We start from the raw sequence: 22,459 nt of genomic DNA, 5'->3' as shown, positions 1-22,459 counted from the left end.
GATCAGCCCTTGCGAGCCTTGATGGCCTCGGTCAGCTGCGGGGTGACCTTGAACAGGTCACCGACGATGCCGAGATCGGCGATCTCGAAGATCGGCGCCTCTTCGTCCTTGTTCACCGCGACGATCGTCTTCGACGTCTGCATGCCGGCGCGGTGCTGGATGGCGCCGGAGATTCCGAGCGCGATGTAGAGCTGCGGCGAGACCGTCTTACCGGTCTGGCCCACCTGGAACTGGCCCGGGTAGTAGCCGCTGTCGACGGCCGCACGCGACGCGCCGACGGCGCCGCCGAGCGAGTCGGCGAGCTCTTCGACGACCTTGAAGTTCTCTTCGCTGCCGACACCACGGCCGCCCGAGACGACCACGGTCGCCTCGGTGAGCTCCGGACGGTCACCCTGGACAGCGGGCTCACGCTTGGTGATCTTGGTCGCGTTCTCCGCGGGTGCGGGCACCTCGACGGAGACGACCTCGCCGGCACCGTCGGACGGCGCGGCCTCGATCGAGCCCGGACGCACGGTGATCACCGGGGTGTCACCGACAGCCTCGGCCTCGACGGTGTACGCCCCACCGAAGATGGAGTGGATGCCGACGCCACCCTCGCGGACCTCGACGACGTCGCTGAGGATGCCCGCGCCGATACGCGCGGCCAGCCGTCCGGCGATCTCCTTGCCGTCGGCGCTGGAGGCGAGGATGACCGCCGCAGGCGATGCGGACTCGGCCAGCGAGGCGAGCACGTCGACGTACGGGGTGATCAGGTAGTTCTCGGCGTCGTCCGATTCGGCGACGTAGATCTTCGCGGCGCCGGCCGATTTCAGTCCGTCGACGAGCCCGTCGGCGGTGCCGGGCTTGCCCACCACGACCGCGGCGGGCTCACCCAGGGTGCGGGCGGCGGTGATCAGTTCGGAGGTGACCTTCTTCAGCGCACCTTCAGCGTGCTCCACGAGCACAAGTACTTCAGCCATGAGATTCGTTGCCTCTGAGTCTTTCGGTGATGGAAGGGGGAGTTTTTCGGGGTCGGCCGGGGGTCTGCCTAGACGATTTTTTGAGCGACCAGGTACTCGGCGATCTTGGTGCCGCCCTCGCCCTCGTCGGTGACCTTCTCGCCCGCGGTCTTGGGCGGCTTGGGCGTCGACGACAGCACCTTGGACCCGGCGTTGGCGACGCCGACCTCGTCGGACTCCACGCCGATCTCGGCGAGGGTCAGCTTCGTCACTTCCTTCTTCTTGGCGGCCATGATGCCCTTGAAGGACGGGAAGCGGGGTTCGTTGATCTTCTCGTTGACGCTGACCACGGCGGGCAGGGTCGCCTCGAGGGTGAACACGCCGTCGTCGGTCTCGCGCTCGCCGGTGACCTTGCCACCTTCGACCGTGAGCTTGCGCACGTGGGTGAGCTGCGGCAGGCCGAGGTACTCGGCGATGATCGCCGGGACGGCGCCACCGGTTCCGTCGGTGGCCTCGTTACCGGCGATGACCAGCTCGGTGCCTTCGATGGTGCCCAGCGCGCGGGCCAGCGCCCAGCCGGTCTGCACCATGTCCGAACCGTGCAGGCCCTCGTCGACGAGGTGCACCGCCTTGTCGGCACCCATGGACAGCGCCTTGCGGATCGCCTCGGTGGCACGCTCGGGACCGGCGGTGAGCACCGTCACCGTGCTGTCGCCGCCTTCGCGCTCCTTGATCAGGAGCGCTTCCTCGACAGCGCGCTCGTTGATCTCATCGAGCACCGCATCGGCGGCCTCACGATCCAGCGTGTAGTCACCGTCGGAGAGCTTGCGCTCCGACCATGTGTCGGGAACCTGCTTGATCAGAACCACGATGTTCGTCATGAGTTCGTCCTTCTCGAAGGGGCCGGTGACCGGCCCGCCTTATCACGTTTGGAGCTCTCACCCCCATGTTACCAGTGGGTAACTTAAGGCGGTTCGCAAAAACACCATAGCTGGTCGAAGTACGCGGTCTCGCCCGCCCGGGTGCGACGAACTATTCGTCATCGCTCGGTTACGGGTTAGCCTGCCTTCCGATGAGCACACACGTGACCACCTCCGAGGTGGGTGAGCCGCCGGCCGATGCGCCGATGGCGATGACCGGCGAGCGAACCGTGCCCGACGTCGCCGAGGAGAATTACTGGTTCCGCCGCCACGAGATCGTCTACCGCGACCTGGTCGCCCGGCTGGCCGAGCGCTTCGCCGACGCCGATGTGCTGGAGGCCGGATGTGGCGAAGGTTACGGCGCCGACCTGATCGCAGGCGTCGCGCGCCGCGTGATCGGTCTGGACTACGACGAGTACGCCGTCGCCCATGTGCGGGCCCGCTACCCCAGGGTCGACATGCGCCACGGCAACCTCGCCGAACTGCCGCTGCCCGACGAGTCGGTGGACATCGTCGTCAACTTCCAGGTGATCGAGCACTTGTGGGACCAGGGCCAGTTCGTCGCCGAGTGCCGACGGGTGCTGCGCCCGGGCGGCCTGCTGCTGATGTCGACGCCCAACCGCATCACCTTCACCCCCGGCAGCGACACCCCGGTCAACCCGTTCCACACCCGCGAGCTCAATGCCGCGGAGCTGACCGAGCTGCTGACCGACGCGGGCCTTCACCTCGACGGTCTGTACGGCGTCTACCACGGCGCCCGCCTGCGTGAGCTGGACGCCCGACACGGCGGATCGATCATCGACGCACAGATCACCCGCGCACTGTCCGATGCGCCGTGGCCGGCCGATCTGCTCACCGACATCGCCTCGATCACGATCGAGGACTTCGACATCGATCGCGACACCGATCGGAACATCGATGAGAGCCTCGATCTGGTCGCGATCGCGGTACGGCCGTGACATCGGGGCAGCCGAGCGCCGAGCCGGTGCCGGGACTGTTCACCTTCGTCCTGCACACCCACCTCCCCTGGCTGGCCCACCACGGCAGATGGCCGGTGGGTGAGGAATGGCTCTACCAATCGTGGTCGGCGGCCTACCTGCCGCTGGTCCGGGTGCTGCGCACGCTGGCCGCGGAGAACCGACGGCATCTGCTCACCCTCGGCGTCACGCCCGTGGTGGCCGCCCAGCTCGACGATCCGTATTGCCTGCAGGGCATGCACCACTGGGTGGCGAACTGGCGGCTACGCGCCCGTGAAGCCGCGACGATACGCACCCCGACCGGTCCGTCTCCTGCTTCTGCGCCAGAAGCGTTGCGCCGCTTCGGCTCCCGCGAACTGGCAGAGGCCGACCGGGAGCTCGCCGAGTTCGAGACGCTGTGGCGCCACGGCGGCAGCCCAGTGCTGCGCGAGCTGATCGACGGTGACGTCATCGAGCTGCTGGGCGGCCCGCTGGCCCACCCGTTCCAGCCCCTGCTCACCCCGCGACTGCGCGAATTCGCGTTGCGCGAGGGCCTCGCCGACGCCGGCCAACGCTTCGCCCACCAACCGGCAGGCATCTGGGCGCCGGAGTGCGCCTACGCCCCGGGCATGGAGATCGACTACGCCGCAGCCGGCGTCGGCCACTTCATGGTCGACGGGCCGTCCCTGCACGGTGACACCGCCCTGGGCCGGCCGGTCGCCGACTCGCCGGTCGTGGCGTTCGGCCGCGACCTGACCGTGAGTTACCGCGTGTGGTCGCCGCGCTCGGGATACCCCGGCCACGCCGCCTACCGCGACTTCCACACCTACGACCACGCGACCGGGCTCAAACCCGCCCGGGTCACCGGGCGCAATGTGCCCTCCGACGAGAAGGCGCCCTACGATCCCGAGCGTGCCGCGGCCGCCGTCGACGCCCACGTCGCCGACTTCGTCGCGACGGTGCGGGAGCGCCTCCTCAGTGAGAGCGCGCGCATCGGCAGGCCCGCTCACGTCATCGCGGCGTTCGACACCGAACTCTTCGGACACTGGTGGTACGAGGGGCCGCAGTGGCTCGCGCAGGTCCTGCGCGCGCTGCCGGAGGCCGGTGTCCAGGTCGGCACCCTGGCCGACGCACTGGCCGCCGGTTACGTCGGCCAACCGGTCGAATTACCGCCCAGCTCATGGGGATCCGGTAAGGACTGGCAGGTGTGGTCGGGAGAGCAGGTGGCCGACCTCGTGCGGCTCAACACCGAGGTCGTCGACACCGCGCTCAGCACCGTGGACAAGTCCCTGGCGCATTCGGCGGCCCTCGGCTCACCGGGCCCGCGGCTGCTGGTCGCCGATCAGATCCTGCGGGAGACCCTGCTGACGGTGTCCAGTGACTGGCCGTTCATGGTCAGCAAGGACTCGGCCGCCGACTACGCCCGCTACCGCGCGCACCTGCACGCCCACGCGACCCGCGAGATCTCCGACGCGCTCGCCTCGGGCCGCACCGAGCACGCCGAACGTCTTGCCGCCGGCTGGAATCGCGCCGACGGTCTGTTCGGTGCGCTGGACGCCCGCCGACTCCCGAGCCCGTGACGATGAAGATCCTTCTGGTGTCGTGGGAGTACCCGCCGGTGGTGATCGGCGGGCTCGGCCGACACGTGCATCACCTTGCCACCGAACTCGTCGCCGCCGGCCACGACGTCGTCGTGCTCAGCCGCAGGCCGACCGGCACCGACCCCGCCAGCCATCCGACCACCGACGAGATCAGCGACGGCGTGCGTGTGATCGCCGCCGCCGAAGATCCCCACGAATTCGCCTTCGGCATGGACATGATGGCCTGGACCCTGGCGATGGGCCATGCGGTGGTGCGCGCCGGCCTCACCCTCGGCGACTGGCGGCCCGACGTCGTGCACGCCCACGACTGGCTGGTCGCCCACCCTGCCGTCGCGCTGGCGCAGTTCTTCGACGCGCCGCTGGTGTCCACCATTCACGCCACCGAGGCCGGCCGGCACTCCGGCTGGGTGAGCGGTGCGATCAGCCGCCAGGTGCACGCGCTGGAATCCTGGCTGGTGCACGAATCCGATTCGCTCATCACGTGTTCGGCGTCCATGCGGGACGAGATCAGCTCACTGTTCGGCCCCGGCCTGCCCGAGATCGCCGTGATCCGCAACGGAATCGACACCGAGGGTTGGCCTTTCGCCATGCGCCGGCCACGGACCGGCCCCGCCGAGCTGCTCTACTTCGGCCGGCTCGAATACGAGAAGGGGGTCCACGACGCGATCGCGGCCCTCCCCCGCATCCGGCGCACCCACCCCGGCACCACGCTGACGATAGCCGGCGACGGCACGCAGCTGGCGTTCCTGACCGAGCAGGCCCGTCGGCACCGCGTGCTCAAGGCCGTCGACTTCGTCGGCCTGGTCGACCACGAACAGCTCCTGGCGCTGCTGCACCGTGCCGACGTCGCGGTGCTGCCGTCGCGCTACGAGCCTTTCGGCATCGTCGCGCTGGAGGCCGCGGCGGCCGGCGCACCCCTGGTGGTGTCCGACGCGGGCGGTCTCGGCGAAGCCGTCGGCCACGGCACCACCGGTCACACGTTCCCGCCGGGCGATGTGGCCGCGTTGGCGGCCGCCGTACGCACCGTGCTCGATGCCCCCGACGCCGCCCAGCAAGCCGCCACGGCCGCGCGTGAGCGACTCACCTCCGACTTCGCGTGGGCAACGGTGGCCGCCGAGACCGCGCAGGTGTATCTCGGCGCCAAGCGCGGCGAACGCCGCCCCCAACCGCGCCGACCGATCGCCGAACTGGCGCTGCCCGAGCGGCACCGCGAGGGTTAGCGGGAGGCCTTTTTCCGTTCGATGTCGGCCAGCGCTGCCGCCAGTTCGGCGCGCTGGGCCACTGAGGTCTCCCACGAGGTCTTGCGGTTCTTGACCACCTTGGCGGGCGCCCCCACCGCGATCGAGAAGTCCGGGATGTCGCCGCGGACCACCGCGTGCGAGCCGAGCACGCAGCCGCGCCCGATCGTGGTGTTGCGCAGCACGCTGACCTTGACCCCGACCCACGTATCGGGGCCGATGCGCACCGGGCCCTTGACGATGCCCTGGTCTTTGATCGGCAGCTCGATGTTGTCCATCCGGTGGTCGAAGTCGCAGATGTAGCACCAGTCGGCCATCAGCACCGAATCGCCGAGCTCGATGTCGAGGTAGGTGTTGATCACGTTGTCGCGGCCGAGCACCACCTTGTCGCCGATCCGCAGCGAACCCTCATGGCAGCGGATGGTGTTCTTGTCGCCGATGTGCACCCACCGGCCGATCTCCATCTGCGAGAGCTCCGGGGTGGCCTGGATCTCGACGCCCTTACCGAGGAACACCATGCCGCGGGTGATGATGTGTGGATTGGCGAGCTTGAACTTCAGCAGACGCCAGTACCGCACCAGGTACCACGGCGTGTAGGCGCGGTTGGCGAGAACCCATCTCAACGACGCCACCGTGAGGAAGTTCGCCTGGCGAGGATCCCGCAGCCGCGATCCACGCCAGCGCTTGTGCAGCGGCGCGCCCCACATCGTCGTCATGGCCGGAAAGCCTACGCGAGCGTGGAACCCCGAACGGTTACCCTCACGGGGGCTGACGTCCACCGCGACAAGAAGGGAACCCGTGCTCCGGCGAATCATCGTGCTGGCCAGCGCCGTGCTCGTCGCCGTAGCCGCCTCGTCATGCGGGACGACCGATTCCTGGGTCGATGCCCGCGCAGCCTCCGGCTGGGCCGCCCAGTACGCCGACGCCGCCAACCGGAGTTCTGTCGCACGAGCCGGCGCCGACACGTTGCGCCTGGAGTGGGTGCGCTCGGTCAGAGGTGAACTCGCCGCACAGGTCGCGCTGGGTTCGGGCAACTACCTCGCCGTCAACGCCCAGACCGCCGGCGGCTGCTCGCTGATGGTCTGGGAGACCAACAACCGGGCGCGTCAACGGTGGTGCACGCGCCTCTGGCAGGGCGGCGGCCTCTCCAGTCCACTGTTCGACGGCTTCGACAATCTCTATGTCGGCCAGCCCGGCGCGGTGCTGTCGTTCCCGCCGACGCAGTGGATCCGCTGGCGCCAGCCGGTGATCGGTATGCCGACCACGATGCGCTTCCTGGACCCCGGTCACCTGCTGGTGGTCACCCACCTCGGCCAGGTGCTGGTCTTCGACGCGCACCGGGGCACAGTGGCGGGCACGTCTGTGGACCTCGTGGCGGGCCTGGATCCGCGCGACTCGGAACGTGGTCTGCAGGACTGCCGGCTCGGCGGGCCGGAGTGTCCCGTAGCTGCCGCGCCGGCCTACTCCGAGTCCTCCGGCGTCATCGTGGTGACGTTGTGGCCACCCAGCGCCGGGGAACCCGAACTGGTCGGTCTGCGCTACCGGCCGGGACAGACCCCGCTGATCACCCAGGAGTGGACTAGCGACGCCGTCGGCCGCGGTCCGCTGGGCAGCCCGGTCTTCTCCCCGGACGGCAACACCATCTACGTCAACGGCCGCGACGAGCGGCTGTGGGCGATCAACGCCGAGGACGGTTCGGTGAAGTGGTCACAGCCGCTGGACTACCTGGCGCAGACCCCGCCCTCGGTGACGCCCGAGGGGATGATCGTCGCCGGTGGCGGCCCGGGTGCCACGCTGACCGCGATCCGCGACACCGGAGACGGGCCGGAACGGCTGTGGCGCCGCGACGACACGGCGCCGCTGACGACGAGCAGCATCGCGGGCGTCGGATACACCGTGGCCCCTGACGGCGACGGCATGGCTCTGACGGTGTTCGACCTGGGCGACGGGCACACCGTGCACAGCTACCGCCTGCCCAACGCGACGGGCTGGCCGGTCGGGGTGTCCGTCGGTCACGATCGCCGCGTGGTGACCGCGACGAGCGACGGCCGGGTCTACGGTTTCGCGCCGGCTTGACCTGTCAGGCCATCATCGCGGCGACGGCCGAGCGAGGCACCGTGGCCTGCAGCGCGCCGCCGGCGCCGGCCATGATCTCGCCCTGGCCGAAGAAGAAGATGATCGAGTCGTCCGTCACGGCGAACTCCGAGTACTTGGCCGGATCGAGGCCGTCGGACGGGGTGATCGGGGAATCGAGGCCCAGTTGACGGGAGATCTCGGACTGCACGATCGGGAAGATGACGTCCAGGGGCCGGGTGTCGGGCTTGAACAGCGACGCGAAGGTGATCGGAGCCTTCTTGGCGACGTCCCAGTTGAACGACTTGTACCAGGTCTGCGGGTGGGCGCCGCCGACGTTCTCGTACACCTCGAACACGACGCTGCGGGTGCCGCCGTCGTCGGGGCCGCTGCGATACCCCGCGCCCTTGCCGTCGAGAACGTACGGCAGGTTCCACGAACCCGGCATCTCGGCGACGTTGACGAAGCCGTCCCGGGTCTGGGTCAGGTAGCCGATGAGGGCCCGCTGGTCGGGATAGTCGGCCGGAAACGTGAAGTCGACGGTGTAAGTGGGGTTGTCCATGTGCACGGTGCACACCTGCTGCGCATCGACCGTCCCGCCCAGATCGGCGCACGCCGGTTCGGCCGCGGCGGCCGGGATAGCGACGGAGCCGGCGAACACACCGGCGGCCAGAAGGGCGGCCAGAAGGGCGGCGGCGATCACGCGCATCGTCAACAGCATCCTCATCGTCGGCGCCGTAGTCGCTCGGGGGCGCGGGGTGGACTTCGGTGGTGGGAACAGTGGTGGAAGTGCGTTCACCGCCAGGGTACGTGAGGGTTCACCGTGACGGACGGCATATGAATGCCGTTGCCCTGCTTGAGGCTCCGGAACCGAGACGGGTGATGACGACCGATGCCCGCTCCGCGCCGCGCAGCCGCATGCGTTTGCGCAGAGCGTCGGGATCGACGTCCACACCGCGGACCAGGAATTCGACCGCGCCCACTGCGCGCGCCGAAAGCGCCTGGCGCAGGTGGCGTTCGCTGTAGGCGAGTTGCTCGAGCACCTCGAATCCGCGCACGCCGTCGGGCAGCCCGTCCCCGGACAGGTAGGCGATGTCGGGATCGATCTGCCAGAGCCCGTGCCGCGCCGCGTAGTGGCGCACCAGGCCTGCGCGCACGACCGCCCCGTCGGGGTCGACCAGCCAGCGGCCTGCCGGCGCGACGCCGCAGTCGTCGGGGTCGGTGTCGACGACCTGCTCCCCGGTGTCGAGGACCGTCGCGCGTCGGCGCACCCGGTCTCTCGTCAAGCCCGGGGACCACAGGCACGCCTCCCGCACGCTCCCGGCGAGTGAGGTCACCTCGATCTCCCCGGTGAAACCCATCTCCTCGACGACGTCGAAATCGATTCCCGGAGCGCACTTCACCGCGTGATCACGGTCGGCCAGTGCTTCGAGCAGATCATCGAGGGGCGGCTGGTAGGCGCGGGGGTCGAAGCGGCGCGACGATCCGGTTCGCCGCGCGGGGTCGGCGAGGATGACCGCATCCCTACTGACGGGGTGCAGCACGTCGGCGCGGCAGAGCGGCACCCGGGCGCCGACGTTGTGGCGCGCCATCGCCAGCCGGACCGGATCGAGATCACTGCCCATCACCGATGCTGCCGAATCCGCAAGCGCCACAAGCTCGGAACCGATCGAACAGGTGGCGTCGTGCACGGCTGCGCCGACGAGCCGTCGCGCGCGATGAGCGGCGACCGGCGCCGCGGTGGCCTGCTGCAGCGCCTCGTCGGTGAACAGCCACTGCGCCGCGCCGTCGAATTTGGCGGCGGCCTTGCGCCGCAGACGCACGGTCTCCACCAGCACCGCGGCACGCTCGCCGAATTGCTTTCGCGCCGTTGCCACATCGGTGACCAAGGTGGTGGCGGTCAGGTCCAGCAGGTCGACCTCGGCGAGCGCCTGCCGACCGGATTCGGTGCGCAGGAAGCGAACATCGTCGAGTCCGAACGCTACGACGATGCGCCGCCCGGCTTGACCCCCGTGATCATCACGTTGTAGAACCAGCCCTTGGGCACGACCCGGCGCCACACGGTGGAGTCCACCCACGACAACGTCGTCCAGCTGGAGAACGCGAATTTGGCCCAGCCCCAGCCGAGGCGTCCGGGAGGCACTGCCGCCTCGAACGTCCGGACCGGCCAGCCGAGCATCGCCGCAGTGAATTCCTCACTGGCCGTGCGCACCTCGACGGCGCCGGCGCCGGTCGCCATGCGCTCGAGGTCGCTCGGGTCGAAGGTGTGCAGATCGACGACCGCCTCGAGTGCTGCAGCCCGTGAGGACTCGTCGAGCTCGGCCTGCGGGCGACGCCAGCCCGAGAGCATCGGCAGCTTCGTGACGTTGGTGGCGATCCGCCAGGTCAACGTCGACAGTTCGCGGGCGTAGCGGTTGCCCACAGTGGTCGGCTCCCCCGCGAACACGAAGCGGCCGCCCGGCTTGAGCACGCGCACGACCTCGCGCAGCGACAGCTCGACGTCGGGGATGTGGTGCAGCACCGCGTGCCCGACCACCAGGTCGAATGTGTCGTCCGGGTAGGGGATCCCCTCGGCGTCGGCGACGCGGCCGTCGATGTCCAGCCCGAGAGACTGGCCGTTGCGGGTGGCCACCTTCACCATGCCCGGGGACAGGTCGGTCACCGACCCGCGCCGGGCGACCCCGGCCTGGATCAGGTTGAGCAGGAAGAACCCGGTCCCGCAGCCCAGCTCCAGCGCGCGGTCGTAGGGCAGCTGCCGCTGTACTTCCTCGGGCACCGCGGCGTCGAAGCGGCCACGGGCGTAGTCGACGCAGCGCTGGTCGTAGGAGATCGACCACTTCTCGTCGTAGGTCTCGGCTTCCCAGTCGTGGTAGAGCACCTGGGCGAGCTTGGTGTCGTGCATCGCGGCGTCGACCTGCTCCTTGGTCGCGTGCGGCGTCGGAGCCGGGTCGGCGACATCAGGGTTCGGAGCCGGGTCGGCGACATCAGACTGGGCGCCGGGTTCCTTCGTTGTCGTCATGCAGGGCAGCCTAACGCTCTGAGGCGGAGGCCGGTCATGGCCGGTCGAAGGCGGCCTTGGCCGCAGCCAGCGCATCGGGCGGGTAGTCGAGGAAGCGGCGCGCCCTCGACAGGGCGGCGTCGTACACGCCGTCCGGTGACACCAGCTCGTCGACAAGGCCGAGCTCGAGCGCTTCCCGCGCGTCCACGAAACGACCGGTGAACACCAGGTCGCGGGCCTTGCTGGGACCGACCGCCGCGGTGAGGCGCGCTGCACCACCGGCGGCGGGAACCATCCCTGCCAGGATCTCCGTCGCTCCGAACTTCGCATTGTCACCACTGACCCGCCAGTCGGCGGCCAGTGCGAGGGCCAGCCCTGCACCGAGGGCGTAGCCGGTGACAGCGGCGATCGTCGGGCGCGGCATCCGGGCGAGCGCCTCGACCGCTGTCTCGCACAGTTGCGCCGCGACCGCGGCCTCCTCGCCGGTGAGGGTCTGCAGCTCGGGCATGTCTTCGCCGGCGGAAAAGATCTCATGGCCACCGAAGACGATGATGGCGGCGAGATCGGACCGCTCCCCCAGCTCGTTGGCGGCGTCGGCGAGCTCCCTGTAGACCTGGCGGGTCAGCGCATTGGTCGGCGGACGCGAGAGCAGTAGCGTCGCGATCCGGGGCTCGTCGTGGGCCTGATCGCTGCCGGTGTGGACACTGACGAACTCCCTCACGGTTGCGGAGCGGCGTCGGTGTGGCCCTGGGGGGCGCGGCGGTTGCGGGCGGCGTTGTAGCGGTCGCTGTTGAAGAACTCGATCTCCCAGTTTCCGCCCGGCTTCGCTGCCAGCGTCGGCTCGATCGCGGTGATCTGCCGCTCGACGGCGAGAACCTCGGCCACGCTACGGCCGGCCAGCGCATCGAGCTGCGTCCACGTCGGCGGGAGCAGGAAGCTGCGCCCCTCCGCGAAATCGTCGAGGGCGGCCTCCGGAGTCACCCAGCCCGCCTCGTCGGTTTCGGTGTTGTCGCCGTCAGCGCGCTGCCCCGCAGGAAGCGCGCCGACGAAGAAGTAGGTGTCGTAGCGGCGGGTGCGCTCTTCCTTCGGCGTGACCCAGTTCGCCCACGGCCGCAGCAGATCAGAGCGCAGCACCAGATTCTCGGCACGCAGGAACTCGCCGAACGACAGCTGCTTGCTCTCCAGCGCGGCCCGCTGTTCGCGATACACCGAGGCGTCGTCGACGAGCAGGTCGGGATCGTCGGCCGACCCCGCGAACAGCACCCCGGATTCTTCGAACGTCTCCCGTGCGGCAGCGCACACGAGCGCCTCGGCGAGCTCGCTGTCGACGCCGAAGCGCTGCGCCCACCAGCTCGGGTGAGGTCCGTGCCAGGCGATGTCGGCGTTGCGATCGCGGTCGTCGACCCCGCCGCCGGGAAACACCATGACCCCGGCGACGAACTCCATCGCCGCGTGCCGGCGCATCAGGAAGACTTCAATGCCGCCTGCGATGCCTTGGCGCGTGTCCCGCACCAGCATCACGGTCGCGGCAGGCCGCGGGACCAGCGGATCGTCGGAATTCGTCGACGAAGCCATCAACGCCTCCTGTGCGCGGCTCGGCTGCGCGTGCGGCGCGCGAAGTAACGGCCGTCGATCAGGTCCAGCGCGATCGACTGACCGAACGCGGTGGACAGATTGTCGGCGGTCAGGACGTCGGTCAGCAGGCCGGCATCGACGACCGCACCCTCGGACAGGATCAGGCAGTGGGAGAAACCGGGTGGGATCTCCTCGACATGGTGGGTGACCAGCACCATCGCGGGCGCGTCCGGGTCCAGTGCGAGGTCGCTGAGGCGGGCCACGAGTTCCTCGCGGCCGCCGAGATCCAGGCCGGCGGCCGGCTCGTCGAGCAGCAGGAGCTCAGGATCGGTCATCAGCGCGCGGGCGATCAGCACCCGTTTGCGCTCACCCTCCGACAGCGTGCCGTACGTCCGGTCGGCCAGGTGCTCGCCGCCGACGCTTTCGAGCATGTCGAGCGCCTGGGCGTAGTCGAGGTCGTCGTATTTCTCGCGCCACCGGCCGAGCACCGCGTAGCCCGCCGACACCACGAGGTCGCGCACGATCTCGTCGTCGGGCACCCGCTGGGCGAGGGAAGCACTACTCAGCCCGATCCGGGCCCGCAGCTCCGACATGTCCACTCGCCCGAGTCGCTCACCGAGGATGTGGGCGGTGCCTGACGACGGGTGTTCCATCGCCGCGGCGATGCGCAGCAGCGACGTCTTCCCGGCCCCGTTCGGACCGACGATCACCCACCGCTCGTCGAGCTCCACCGACCAGGTGACGGGTCCGACGAGAACCCGCCCGTTGCGCCGCAACGTGACCTTCGTGAAGTCGATGAGCAGGTCTTGATCGGCTGCTGGTTCTTCATCACGGGGGTCGGCAGGCACCCGCTCATCGTAGTCAGCTCGCCGTGCACTGCCCGCGCGCCTCGGCGAGCGGGCCCGCATCGGCGGCGGTGACCGGTCGGCGAACCTGCGCCCATCCACTCGCGGCGAGGAGCCGCTGCGGGGTGAGGCGGACGAACAGTTGCACCAGCGGTCCGATGCCGAAGGCATAGGCCAGAGTTCCGACGCCGACGGTGCCGCCGAGAAGCCAGCCGAGCGCCAGCACGGTGACCTCGATCGTGGTGCGGACCAGGCGCACCGATCGGCCGGTGGCGCCCACCAGTCCCGTCATCAAGCCGTCCCGTGGGCCGGGTCCGAGCCCAGCCCCGATGTAGAGCACCGTGCTCACAGCGTTGAAGACCACCGCCCCCACCATCAGCGCAACCCGCGCCGGGAGGGACTGCGGCGCCGTGATGAAGGACAGTGCGACGTCGACGGTCACGGCGATGACGACGACGTTGGCGACGGTGCCGATACCGGGCCGGTTGCGCAGCGGGATCCAGGCGAGCAGCACCGCCACCCCGACCACCGCCGACGCGGTGCCGATCGTCATGCCGGTACGTAGAGCCAGTCCCTGATGGAAGACGTCCCAGGGGTCCAGTCCGAGACCGGCGCGCACCATCATCGCCATGGAGGTGCCGTAGCCGGTGAGCCCGGCGAGCAACACGGCACCCCGCACGGCTCCCCTGCCGACTGCGGCCTTCACGAGTGGTCGGGGAAGTGCATGCGTATCGCGTCCAGTTCGGTGCGCATGCGGCGGGCGTCGGAGTCCCGCTCGTCGAGCGTCCCCCCGATCGACGGTAGGTAGTACAGATCAGCCAGCCTGAGGGCCAGTCGAGATATCCAGTGAGTCATGCCGCCATCTTCTGGCCCGACTGGCTTGCTTATCAATAGCCAGTTGGGCAATACTGGCCTCAATGACCGCTTCCATGACTGCCAGATCCCTCGATGTGGACCTTCTGTGCCGCGAACTGGGTAACTGGCGCACGTCCAGTCGCGCCGGACCGGCCTATCACGGCCTGTCCGACGCCATCCGGTTGTTGATCGTGGACGGCCGCATCCCGATCGGGGCGCGGCTGCCCAGCGAGCGCGCACTGGCCGAAGCGCTGCATGTCTCCCGGACCACCGTGACCGCCGCGTACACCCAGCTCCGCGAGGACGGCTACCTCAACGCCAGGCAGGGAGCGCGCAGCACGACAGCGCTGCCTGTCGCGCCGGCAGCGCCCTCGCTGACCATCCCGACCGCCAACTTGGCCGCCGCAACACTCTCCGCCCCCGCCGCGCTGGTGTCGCAGGCCTACTCCGAGGCGGCCGACCTGATCACCCCCTATCTGCGCGATATTGGCATCGAACTGCGCGGCGTGCCGGCCCTACGCGAGGCGATCGCCGAAAGATATTGCGCCAGAGGACTTCCCACCGATCCTGACGAGATCATGGTGACCACCGGTGCGCTGCATGCGATCGGGCTGATCCTGGCCACCTACACCCAACCCGACGATCGGGTGCTCGTCGAACAGCCCACCTACCACGGCGGACTCGCGGCGATGGCCACCCGCGGTGTGCGGCCGGTGCCCGTCGCGATGACCTCCACCGGCTGGGAGCTCGACGCCGTGGACGCGGCCATCCGGCAGTTGATGCCGAGCCTGGCATACCTGATTCCCGACAACCACAACCCGACCGGATTGACGCTGCCGCCGGCAGGGCGGCGCCGCCTCGCGCAGATCATCGCCGATACGCGCACCCGCACGATCATCGACGAGACCATCACCGACATGTGGCTCGACGAGCAGGTGCCGCCGCCGTTCGCGGCGTCGATGACGACGGGCAGAGAACTCGTGCTCACAGTCGGCTCGATGTCGAAGTCGTTCTGGGGCGGGCTGCGAATCGGCTGGATCCGCGCCGAGCGCACCACCTTGGCGACGGTCGCGGCGCTGCGTCCCGCGATCGACATGGGCACCCCGGTGTTCGAACAGCTGGCTGCGGCAAGGCTTTTGGCAGTCGAGAACGAGGTGCTCCCGGAACGGCGGGAGATCCTGCGGGCCCGGCGCGCGCTGCTGCTCGACCTGCTGAGCGAGCATCTGCCTGACTGGCGGCCCGCGCCCGGAACGGGTGGGATGTCGGTGTGGGTGCGGTTGCCGGCGCCGATGAGTTCGGCGTTGTCGGCGGCTGCGTCGCGGATGGGTCTGGAGATCCCTCCCGGCCCCCGCTTCGGCGTGGACGGCACGCTCGAGCGGTTCATCCGCGTGCCCTTCACGTTGCCCGACGATCAGCTCACCGAATCGATCGCGCTGCTGGCGAGGGCCTGGCGAACGGTGACCGGATCGGCCCCCACCGAACCGGCCGCAGTGGTCGTCTGAGCGCAGTTCTCGTCTGACTCAGTCCGGGATGTCGACCCGGCGCACCATACCGTCGAGAGCATCCGCGGCCTCGATCTCACCGCGGGTGATGCCGAGGATGAACAGCACCGTGTCGAGATAGGGGTGACTCAGCGAGGCGTCGGCCACCTCACGTAGCGCGGGCTTGGCGTTGAAGGCCACGCCCAGACCGGCGGCGGTCAGCATGTCGATGTCGTTGGCGCCGTCCCCGACCGCGACCGTCTGCTCCATGGGGACACCGAATTGAGCCGCGAAGTCTCGCAACGCCTTTGCCTTGCCTGGGCGGTCCACCACCGTGCCGGTCACGCGACCGGTCAACACGCCGTCGACGATCTCGAGGTGGTTGGCGGCAACGAAATCGAGCATCAGGTCTTCGGCGAGAGGTTCGATGACCTGTCGGAAACCGCCGGAGACGACACCGCAGTGGTAACCGAGTCGGCGCAGAGTGCGCAATGTGGTGCGGGCACCGGGGGTGAGCTCGATCTGGTCGGCCACCTCGTCGACGACGGCCGCGGGAAGCCCGGCCAGCGTCGCGACCCGTTCGCGCAGCGACTCCTCGAAGTCCAGTTCTCCGCGCATCGCGGCCTCGGTGATCTGGGCGACCTTTGCCTCCACCCCGGCCCGCGCGGCCAGCATCTCGATCACCTCACCCTGGATCAGCGTGGAGTCGACGTCGAAGACGATCAGACGCTTGGCCCGGCGCGACAGGCTGTAGTCCTCGACCGCGATGTCGACGGCCTGCTCGGCACTGACTTTGGCGAGGACGGTCTGCAGTTTCCGATATGCGCCGGTGGGCACCGAGACGCGCAACTCCAAACCGGTCACCGGATAGTCCGATACGCCGCGGATGGTGTCGATGTTGACGCCCAGTGCAGCGGCCTCGCGCGCCACGACGCCGAAAGCCCCTGCGGTGATGGGTCGGCCGAGCACGACGATGGTGTGGGTGGAGGGCTGACGCAGGACAGGCAGACCGTCGCTACCCTCGATCGTCACGTCGAGCCCGACGTCCCAGATGGCCTTCTGCACCTCATCGCGCAGCGTGATCCCGCCCGCAGCATCGGCCGGTCCCGCCACCAGGACAGCGAGCGTGAGACGACCGCGGACGACCACCTGCTCGACGTTCAGCAGCTCCACGTCGTGTGAGGAGAGCACCTCGAACAGCGCCGACGTGACACCCGGCTTGTCTCGGCCGGTGACGGTGATGAGCACCGACACCTTAGGCGTGGTCACCCCCGCAACGTCCGAGCGCGCGGAAGTCAGCTGCGAACTTCGACGTCGTCGATCCGCGTCACGTCGCCGTCTTCGGGTCCGTGCGCGCGCCCTACGTGGGCCTCCCGCCGCATGCGCTCCACCATGTGGGGATAGTGCAACTCGAACGCGGGCCGCTCGGACCGGATCCGGGGCAGCTCGGTGAAGTTGTGCCGCGGCGGCGGGCAGCTGGTGGCCCACTCCAAGGAGTTGCCGTAACCCCAGGGGTCGTCGACCATCACGGGCTCGCCGTAACGCCAGCTCTTGAAAATGTTCCACAGGAACGGCAGCGTCGACAGGCCGAGGATGAACGCACCGATCGTCGACACGATGTTCAACGTGGTGAACCCGTCGCTGGGCAGGTAGTCGGCGTACCGGCGGGGCATGCCCTCGTCACCGAGCCAGTGCTGGACCAGGAACGTCGTATGGAAGCCGATGAACGTCAGCCAGAAGTGCACCTTGCCCAGCCGCTCGTCGAGCAGGCGGCCGATCATCTTCGGGAACCAGAAGTAGATGCCGGCGTAGGTCGCGAACACGATGGTGCCGAACAGCACGTAGTGGAAGTGCGCGATCACGAAGTAGCTGTCGGTGACGTGGAAGTCCAGCGGCGGGCTGGCCAGCAGCACACCCGACAGACCACCGAGCAGGAACGTGACGATGAACCCGACCGAGAACAGCATCGGTGTCTCGAAGGTCAGCTGCCCCTTCCACATCGTGCCGATCCAGTTGAAGAACTTGATGCCCGTGGGCACCGCGATCAGGAACGTCATGAACGAGAAGAACGGAAGCAGCACGGCACCGGTGGCGTACATGTGGTGCGCCCACACCGCGACCGACAGGGCTGCGATGCCGAGCGTGGCGTAGATCAGCGTGGTGTAGCCGAAGATCGGCTTGCGGCTGAACACCGGGAAGATCTCGCTGACGATGCCGAAGAACGGCAGCGCGATGATGTACACCTCGGGATGGCCGAAGAACCAGAACAGGTGTTGCCAGAGCAGCACACCGCCGTTGGCCGGGTCGTAGACGTGCGCGCCGAGGTGTCGGTCGGCGGCGAGCCCGAAGAGTGCAGCGGTCAGCAGCGGGAACGCCAGCAGCACCAGGATCGACGTCACGAGGATGTTCCAGGTGAAGATCGGCATCCGGAACATCGTCATGCCGGGGGCGCGCATGCACACGACGGTGGTGATCATGTTGACCGCGCCGAGGATGGTGCCCAGACCGCCGACGGCCAGACCCATGATCCAGAGGTCGCCGCCTGCGCCGGGCGAGTGGATCGAGTCGGTCAGCGGCGAGTACGCCGTCCAGCCGAAGTCCGCGGCGCCACCGGGGGTGATGAAGCCGGCGATCGCGATCGTGGCGCCGAAGAGGAACAGCCAGAAGGAGAATGCGTTGAGCCGCGGGAACGCGACGTCAGGGGCGCCGATCTGCAGAGGCAGCACCAGGTTGGCGAACCCGAACACGATGGGGGTCGCGTAGAACAGCAGCATCACCGTGCCGTGCATGGTGAACAGCTGGTTGTACTGCTCGTTGGACAGGAACTGCAGACCCGGCACCGCGAGTTCGGTGCGGATGAACAGCGCCATCAGCCCGCCGATGAGGAAGAAGGCGAAGCACGCGACGCAGTACATGATGCCGATCAGCTTGTGATCGGTGGTGGTGATGAGCTTGTAGATCAGGTTGCCTTTGGGCCCGATGCGCGACGGGAAAGGACGCCGTGCCTCGAGTTCTCCGATTGGGGGCGCTTCGGCTACCAATTGGTCCTCCAACCTTCCTGACGCACCGGGATGGCACAGGCTTGCCGACACGCTTTCCCGGTGAAGTTCGACCGCAATCCTAACCCCCGAACCCGACGGAAGTCGGGGTGGTCCTACAAACTGTCGTAATCATGTCAGTTGCGACGCCGCCGACCCGCGTGACCAGCATCGGGAGCCTCCTGGAGGACACCGGGTGTTACCGTCGGCGTCGTGTCGATGGGCGTCTCGATGGCAGCAGCACGGACCCGCCGACCAGGCGCGGTCCGCCTGCCCGTGATCGCGCTCGGCACGGCACTGACGGCCCTCCTGTCCGGGTGTGGCCAATCGGATCAGCCCGCGGCGCCAGGGGCCGATCCGACGTCGATCGTCACCAGCACCACCCGCATCGCCAGTGCCGGGGTGCTCGGCAACGACCGCCGGCCGGACGAATCCTGCGCTCCCGAGCCCGCACCACTCGATGACGGACCGCCCGAGCGGGAGGTGCGCAACGCCACGGGCCATGCCATCACTCCCCCGATAGCGGACACCACGACCGTCGTCGCCGATCCGCAACGCATCGTGGCGCTCGCCGGCGACCAGCTCGACGCGCTCTGCGCCCTGGGGCTGCAGTCCCGCGTCGTCGCCGCCGCACTGCCTGACGGCTCTCCCGACCAACCGTCCTATCTCGGCACCGCGATCCACGAGCTGCCGGCCGCCGGAAGCCGCACCGATCCAGACCTCGAGGCCATTCGCGGGGCGCGGCCCGACCTCATCCTCGGCTCGGTGGGGCTCACCCCCTCAGAGCATCCGGCACTCGCGCAGATCGCACCGACGGTGTTCACCGGTCCGCCCGGTACGGCGTGGAAAGACGATCTCCGCGCCGTCGGCGCCGCGACGGGTCGGCTCGACGCCGCCAACCGGCTCGTCGAGGATTTCGACCGCCAGGCCGACCGGGTCGGCACCGACACTGACGCCGTGCATTTCCAGGCCTCGGTGGTGCAGTTCACCGATACCACCATGCGGGTGTTCGGCACCGACAACTTCCCCGGCAGCATCCTCGCCGATGTGGGCGTAGATCGTCCTGCCTCACAACGGTTTTCGGACAAGCCCTACGTCGAGGTGGGAATCTCCGACGCCGATCTCTCGGGCTCGCCCGACTTCTCCGCCGCCGACGGGGACATCGTCTACGTCTCGTTCGCGACGGCCGAGGCGCGGGAGCGGGCTCCGAAGGTGATGAACAGCGACGCCTGGAGGAAGTTGTCGGCCAACCGCGACAACCGCGTGTACGCGGTCAACAACGAGATCTGGCAGACGGGCGAAGGAATCGTCGCCGCCCGCGGCATCATGGCCGATCTTCGACTGGTCAACGCTCCGATCAACTGATGCGGTCGTGGTGGCGCGCCTGCTGCCCGAACTGGTTGGGCTCCAGTGCGCCGTCGGGCAGGACCAGCTCACCGGACTCGATGCGCCGGCGGAGATAAGCGAACGTCTGGGCCGTCTGGGCGAACAGGTGCTCACCCGCCCGCAGCGCAGGCCGCGCCACCGTACCCGCGTTGGCGAACTGCGCAAGAGGGGCGACCTGGGTGTCGTAGTCGACATTGAAGAACAGCGGAAAGGAGTAACGCTCCTCGGCGACGCGCCGGACCCGATGGCTGGTGGCCACGTACACCCCGTTGGTCCACAGCTCGAGCAGATCACCGATGTTGACCACGTAGGTGCCCTCGATCGGCGGTACGTCGATCCACTCGCCGGCGCCGTTCTGCACTTCCAGCCCGGGCGCCGTCGGCTTGAGCAAGGTGAAGCATTCGTAATCGGTGTGCGCGCCGATCCCGGGCGCGTCACTGGCGTCCGAGTTGTAGGGGTAGTGCACCAGCCGCAGCTGACTCGGGGGCTTGGTGGTGTGGCGGGAGAAGACGTCCGGATCCTCGCCGAGGGCCACCGCGAACGCGCGGAGCAACCGATGCCCGACGGCCATGATCGCGTCGTAGTAAGCGGTGACCGCCGCCGCGAAACCCGGCACCGCGGGCCAGGTGTTCGGCCCGAGCATCGGGTTACCGCTGAGGTATTCGGGATCGTCGGCGGGCAGATCCAGCCCGGTGTCGAAGGCTTCCTTGAAGTCACCGACGCCGGATTCGACCCCTTCCTCACCGATCGGAACATAGCCGCGATGGCATCCGGACAGGCCGATGTAGCTGCGCATCTTCTCCTCCAGCGGCAGGGCGAAGAATGCTTTCGTGGCTGCCAGCAGCTGATCGAAGAGGGCCTCGTCGATGCCCGATCCGCTGATGTAGAAGAAGCCGATGTCGCGGGCGGCGGCCCCGATCGATGCCGCGACCCCCTCCCGATCGGTGGGCTCCTCCGAGCGCAGACCGCTGATGTCGATGATGGGTATCGATGTGAAAGACGTTGCGCTGCTCACGATGTCGTGACTCCTTCTCGTGCGGTGATCGTCCAGCGCACACCGTCGGCGACGATGTGGTCCTCATGGCACGGCCAGCCCTGAATCCGCTCCGCGTCAGCGACCAGGGCGCCTGCGGCGGTCGCCCATCCGATCAGCCGGCCCACGCGCACCAGGACGGCGCGCTCGGCACCGGCAGACAGGAACAGCGCGCCGGCGGGTTCGGCCGGCCCGTACTCGCGGACCCAGTGCTCGGTGTAGCGTTCGTGAACCCCGGTCTCGATCAATGTGCTGTCTTCCCAACGCATTCGGCCGGCATCCGGGAGCTCGGTCGGTTCGGTGTCGACGTCGCGATGCCAGCTGAAGACGTCGTCGCTCTGGGACAGGGCGCCGGCGAAGCCGCGGGTGTCCACGTAACCGGTCGGTCCCTGCAGCCACAGCACATCGGTGGAGGTGTCCGGCGGCCCTTCGGCCGGCACCAGCAGCACGCGCCGCCAGAGTCCGATGCAGTCCTGTGCCGATACCTCGGTCATCGAGCCTCCTCCCAGCGGGCGCGGAGGCTCTGCATACCCGCGGGTGTCGGCGTGCCGATCGCTCTGACGCGGGCGAGCCCGCCGTCTGGATAGGCCTGCACCCGCAACGCGCAGACGTCGTCGACGGCCACCGCGAATCGGTGCCGCGTATCGGCCGCCAGCGGCGTGCGGTCCAGCACCGGCACGTCGAACGGCACCCTCGCCCAGCCGTTGAGGTCCGGACGGTGGCGGCTGGCCAGCACCGACACTTCGCGGGAGGAATTGAACACGAACCACGAGGTGTCGACCTCGAGGCGTCGCAGATCCGTCGGCACCGCGAACGAGATCAGGACCGCGTCGTGCGTCTCGGGCCCGACGTCGCGGCGCCTGCGTGTCTCCCAGCCATCACCCATCGTGCGGGGCCGGTCCGGTCGGATCAACGCACTGGCATCGGAATAGAAACTGTCGCTGGACCATTCGACGCGACCACCCTGTTCCAGCCCGGACACCTCGATGCTGACGTCACAGAATTCGGCCGGGTCGGGAAGGACCGTGCCGTAGACGCGCAGCCGGGCCACCCCGCCGTCAGAGGCGAGCCTGAGCCGAACGTGCGTCCACCGCCGGCGATCGGTCACCGGCAGCTTGTTGGCCGAATCAGGTTTGAGCGCGGTCCATTCCGTCAGCGGTGCCCAGTCCACTGTGGAGGCCGTCGGGTCCTGGGCGAGGCCGAGGACGCAGGCATCCACCCGGCACGCGGTCGGGTGATTTCCCGAGAAGAACCGGGTGTCGACGTCCACGGTGTGCACTACGCCGGGGGCGCCGAGCCTGACAATCGCCCAGTCACCCTCGGGCCCGGCGTGGCGTCGTGTCTCCCACCCGTCGACCACCTCGCCACGCAGGTCGTAGGTGCCGGGAACGAAGGCGGGTTCTGCCGGGTCGACGAGACGTTCTTTGACGCCGAACGATTCGTCGCTGGCGGCGACGACGCTTCCGCCGAGGATCCGTGACGCGAGGTCGACGTCGTTCTTTGGATTCATGAGTTCTGTGAA

General features: G+C 68.8%; 22 protein-coding genes. 6 read left to right on the top strand and 16 right to left on the bottom strand.

The genetic code is table 11. From position 1 onward, the window contains the following. Window positions 1-2: 2 nt before the first annotated feature. Window positions 3-959, bottom strand: a complete 957-nt coding sequence (locus tag ACZY1G_RS20740) for an electron transfer flavoprotein subunit alpha/FixB family protein (protein ID WP_463816985.1) — start codon at window positions 957-959, stop codon at window positions 3-5. A 68-nt stretch (window positions 960-1,027) separates the two neighbouring features. Further along, complete coding sequence (locus tag ACZY1G_RS20735; protein WP_463816986.1) at window positions 1,028-1,819, bottom strand: electron transfer flavoprotein subunit beta/FixA family protein; 792 nt, start codon at window positions 1,817-1,819, stop codon at window positions 1,028-1,030. 191 nt (window positions 1,820-2,010) lie between these two features. Here ACZY1G_RS20735 and ACZY1G_RS20730 point away from each other — a divergent pair, with 191 nt between their 5' ends. The 3 genes from ACZY1G_RS20730 to ACZY1G_RS20720 are packed head-to-tail and all read left to right on the top strand — an operon-like array spanning window position 2,011 to window position 5,635. Next, window positions 2,011-2,817 (top strand): class I SAM-dependent methyltransferase, encoded by an 807-nt coding sequence (locus tag ACZY1G_RS20730; protein WP_463823505.1) that lies wholly within the window; start codon window positions 2,011-2,013, stop codon window positions 2,815-2,817. Further along, entirely contained in the window at window positions 2,814-4,394 is a 1,581-nt protein-coding gene (locus ACZY1G_RS20725; protein WP_463823504.1) for a 1,4-alpha-glucan branching protein domain-containing protein, read from the top strand. The genes ACZY1G_RS20730 and ACZY1G_RS20725 overlap by 4 nt, the downstream gene beginning before the upstream one ends. A gap of 2 nt (window positions 4,395-4,396) precedes the next feature. After that, the gene (locus tag ACZY1G_RS20720) at window positions 4,397-5,635 is read left to right on the top strand and encodes a glycosyltransferase family 4 protein (protein WP_463823650.1); all 1,239 of its coding nucleotides are present in this window, start codon (window positions 4,397-4,399) and stop codon (window positions 5,633-5,635) included. On the opposite strand, the gene ACZY1G_RS20715 is transcribed toward ACZY1G_RS20720, so the two are convergent. Beyond that, window positions 5,632-6,369, bottom strand: coding sequence for an acyltransferase (locus ACZY1G_RS20715; protein WP_463823503.1), 738 nt, complete (start codon window positions 6,367-6,369; stop codon window positions 5,632-5,634). The genes ACZY1G_RS20720 and ACZY1G_RS20715 overlap by 4 nt on opposite strands. 82 nt (window positions 6,370-6,451) lie before the next feature. Between ACZY1G_RS20715 and ACZY1G_RS20710 the strand changes: the two genes are divergently transcribed. Next, the gene (locus ACZY1G_RS20710; RefSeq protein WP_463823502.1) at window positions 6,452-7,729 is read left to right on the top strand and encodes an outer membrane protein assembly factor BamB family protein; all 1,278 of its coding nucleotides are present in this window, start codon (window positions 6,452-6,454) and stop codon (window positions 7,727-7,729) included. A 4-nt stretch (window positions 7,730-7,733) separates the two neighbouring features. Here the strand turns inward: ACZY1G_RS20710 and ACZY1G_RS20705 are convergent, their stop codons facing one another. From ACZY1G_RS20705 to ACZY1G_RS20670, 8 genes are all read right to left on the bottom strand, one after another. After that, a complete protein-coding gene (locus ACZY1G_RS20705; RefSeq protein WP_463823649.1) occupies window positions 7,734-8,435 on the bottom strand; it encodes an esterase in 702 nt (233 codons plus the stop codon). Between the two features lie 109 nt (window positions 8,436-8,544). Beyond that, the gene (locus ACZY1G_RS20700) at window positions 8,545-9,762 is read right to left on the bottom strand and encodes a THUMP-like domain-containing protein (protein WP_463817207.1); all 1,218 of its coding nucleotides are present in this window, start codon (window positions 9,760-9,762) and stop codon (window positions 8,545-8,547) included. Beyond that, complete coding sequence (locus ACZY1G_RS20695) at window positions 9,708-10,745, bottom strand: class I SAM-dependent methyltransferase (RefSeq protein ID WP_463823501.1); 1,038 nt, start codon at window positions 10,743-10,745, stop codon at window positions 9,708-9,710. The genes ACZY1G_RS20700 and ACZY1G_RS20695 overlap by 55 nt, the downstream gene beginning before the upstream one ends. 34 nt (window positions 10,746-10,779) lie before the next feature. Continuing rightward, window positions 10,780-11,445 carry an enoyl-CoA hydratase gene (locus tag ACZY1G_RS20690; protein WP_463816992.1) on the bottom strand — a complete coding sequence of 222 codons (666 nt, stop codon included), beginning with the start codon at window positions 11,443-11,445 and terminating at the stop codon, window positions 10,780-10,782. Further along, complete coding sequence (locus ACZY1G_RS20685; RefSeq protein WP_463823500.1) at window positions 11,442-12,299, bottom strand: NUDIX hydrolase; 858 nt, start codon at window positions 12,297-12,299, stop codon at window positions 11,442-11,444. Before ACZY1G_RS20685 ends, ACZY1G_RS20690 begins: the two co-directional genes overlap by 4 nt. Next, on the bottom strand, window positions 12,299-13,147 hold the full coding sequence (locus ACZY1G_RS20680) for an ABC transporter ATP-binding protein (RefSeq protein WP_463823499.1): 849 nt from the start codon (window positions 13,145-13,147) through the stop codon (window positions 12,299-12,301). The genes ACZY1G_RS20685 and ACZY1G_RS20680 overlap by 1 nt, the downstream gene beginning before the upstream one ends. Before the next feature lie 13 nt (window positions 13,148-13,160). Continuing rightward, entirely contained in the window at window positions 13,161-13,850 is a 690-nt protein-coding gene (gene yczE / locus ACZY1G_RS20675; RefSeq protein ID WP_463816996.1) for a membrane protein YczE, read from the bottom strand. Then, window positions 13,847-13,999 (bottom strand): hypothetical protein, encoded by a 153-nt coding sequence (locus ACZY1G_RS20670; RefSeq protein WP_335333498.1) that lies wholly within the window; start codon window positions 13,997-13,999, stop codon window positions 13,847-13,849. Before ACZY1G_RS20670 ends, yczE begins: the two co-directional genes overlap by 4 nt. Before the next feature lie 62 nt (window positions 14,000-14,061). On the opposite strand from ACZY1G_RS20670, the gene yczR reads away from it, so the two are divergent. Further along, window positions 14,062-15,501, top strand: a complete 1,440-nt coding sequence (yczR, locus tag ACZY1G_RS20665; protein ID WP_463816997.1) for a MocR-like transcription factor YczR — start codon at window positions 14,062-14,064, stop codon at window positions 15,499-15,501. An 18-nt stretch (window positions 15,502-15,519) separates the two neighbouring features. Here yczR and serB read toward each other — a convergent pair whose 3' ends face one another. Next, window positions 15,520-16,749, bottom strand: a complete 1,230-nt coding sequence (gene serB, locus ACZY1G_RS20660) for a phosphoserine phosphatase SerB (RefSeq protein WP_463816999.1) — start codon at window positions 16,747-16,749, stop codon at window positions 15,520-15,522. Between the two features lie 26 nt (window positions 16,750-16,775). Then, on the bottom strand, window positions 16,776-18,521 hold the full coding sequence (ctaD, locus tag ACZY1G_RS20655) for an aa3-type cytochrome oxidase subunit I (protein WP_463817000.1): 1,746 nt from the start codon (window positions 18,519-18,521) through the stop codon (window positions 16,776-16,778). Window positions 18,522-18,749: 228 nt separating this feature from the next. On the opposite strand from ctaD, the gene ACZY1G_RS20650 reads away from it, so the two are divergent. Next, window positions 18,750-19,883, top strand: coding sequence for an iron-siderophore ABC transporter substrate-binding protein (locus ACZY1G_RS20650; protein ID WP_463823648.1), 1,134 nt, complete (start codon window positions 18,750-18,752; stop codon window positions 19,881-19,883). Here ACZY1G_RS20650 and ACZY1G_RS20645 read toward each other — a convergent pair. The 3 genes from ACZY1G_RS20645 to alc are packed head-to-tail and all read right to left on the bottom strand — an operon-like array spanning window position 19,876 to window position 22,447. Further along, on the bottom strand, window positions 19,876-20,919 hold the full coding sequence (locus ACZY1G_RS20645) for an isopenicillin N synthase family dioxygenase (protein WP_463817001.1): 1,044 nt from the start codon (window positions 20,917-20,919) through the stop codon (window positions 19,876-19,878). The genes ACZY1G_RS20650 and ACZY1G_RS20645 overlap by 8 nt on opposite strands. After that, window positions 20,916-21,431 (bottom strand): hypothetical protein, encoded by a 516-nt coding sequence (locus ACZY1G_RS20640; RefSeq protein WP_463817003.1) that lies wholly within the window; start codon window positions 21,429-21,431, stop codon window positions 20,916-20,918. Before ACZY1G_RS20640 ends, ACZY1G_RS20645 begins: the two co-directional genes overlap by 4 nt. Next, a complete protein-coding gene (gene alc / locus ACZY1G_RS20635) occupies window positions 21,428-22,447 on the bottom strand; it encodes an allantoicase (protein ID WP_463817004.1) in 1,020 nt (339 codons plus the stop codon). The genes ACZY1G_RS20640 and alc overlap by 4 nt, the downstream gene beginning before the upstream one ends. Between the last annotated feature and the right edge of the window lie 12 nt (window positions 22,448-22,459).

The sequence above is a fragment of the Mycobacterium sp. IDUB_5 genome (assembly GCF_055419565.1).
This window is presented reverse-complemented; position numbering and strand designations above follow the sequence as displayed.

Bases quoted from the DNA above. Each gene is read 5' to 3' on its own strand.
- ACZY1G_RS20715 (WP_463823503.1), bottom strand. From the start codon at position 6,369: ATGACGACGATGTGGGGCGCGCCGCTGCACAAGCGCTGGCGTGGATCG.
- ACZY1G_RS20740 (WP_463816985.1), bottom strand. From the start codon at position 959: ATGGCTGAAGTACTTGTGCTCGTGGAGCACGCTGAAGGTGCGCTGAAG.
- ACZY1G_RS20695 (WP_463823501.1), bottom strand. From the start codon at position 10,745: ATGACGACAACGAAGGAACCCGGCGCCCAGTCTGATGTCGCCGACCCG.
- ACZY1G_RS20670 (WP_335333498.1), bottom strand. From the start codon at position 13,999: ATGACTCACTGGATATCTCGACTGGCCCTCAGGCTGGCTGATCTGTAC.
- ACZY1G_RS20735 (WP_463816986.1), bottom strand. From the start codon at position 1,819: ATGACGAACATCGTGGTTCTGATCAAGCAGGTTCCCGACACATGGTCG.
- ACZY1G_RS20685 (WP_463823500.1), bottom strand. From the start codon at position 12,299: ATGGCTTCGTCGACGAATTCCGACGATCCGCTGGTCCCGCGGCCTGCC.
- ACZY1G_RS20720 (WP_463823650.1), top strand. From the start codon at position 4,397: ATGAAGATCCTTCTGGTGTCGTGGGAGTACCCGCCGGTGGTGATCGGC.
- ACZY1G_RS20640 (WP_463817003.1), bottom strand. From the start codon at position 21,431: ATGACCGAGGTATCGGCACAGGACTGCATCGGACTCTGGCGGCGCGTG.
- ACZY1G_RS20705 (WP_463823649.1), bottom strand. From the start codon at position 8,435: ATGCGCGTGATCGCCGCCGCCCTTCTGGCCGCCCTTCTGGCCGCCGGT.
- ACZY1G_RS20730 (WP_463823505.1), top strand. From the start codon at position 2,011: ATGAGCACACACGTGACCACCTCCGAGGTGGGTGAGCCGCCGGCCGAT.
- yczR (WP_463816997.1), top strand. From the start codon at position 14,062: ATGACCGCTTCCATGACTGCCAGATCCCTCGATGTGGACCTTCTGTGC.
- alc (WP_463817004.1), bottom strand. From the start codon at position 22,447: ATGAATCCAAAGAACGACGTCGACCTCGCGTCACGGATCCTCGGCGGA.
- ACZY1G_RS20650 (WP_463823648.1), top strand. From the start codon at position 18,750: ATGGCAGCAGCACGGACCCGCCGACCAGGCGCGGTCCGCCTGCCCGTG.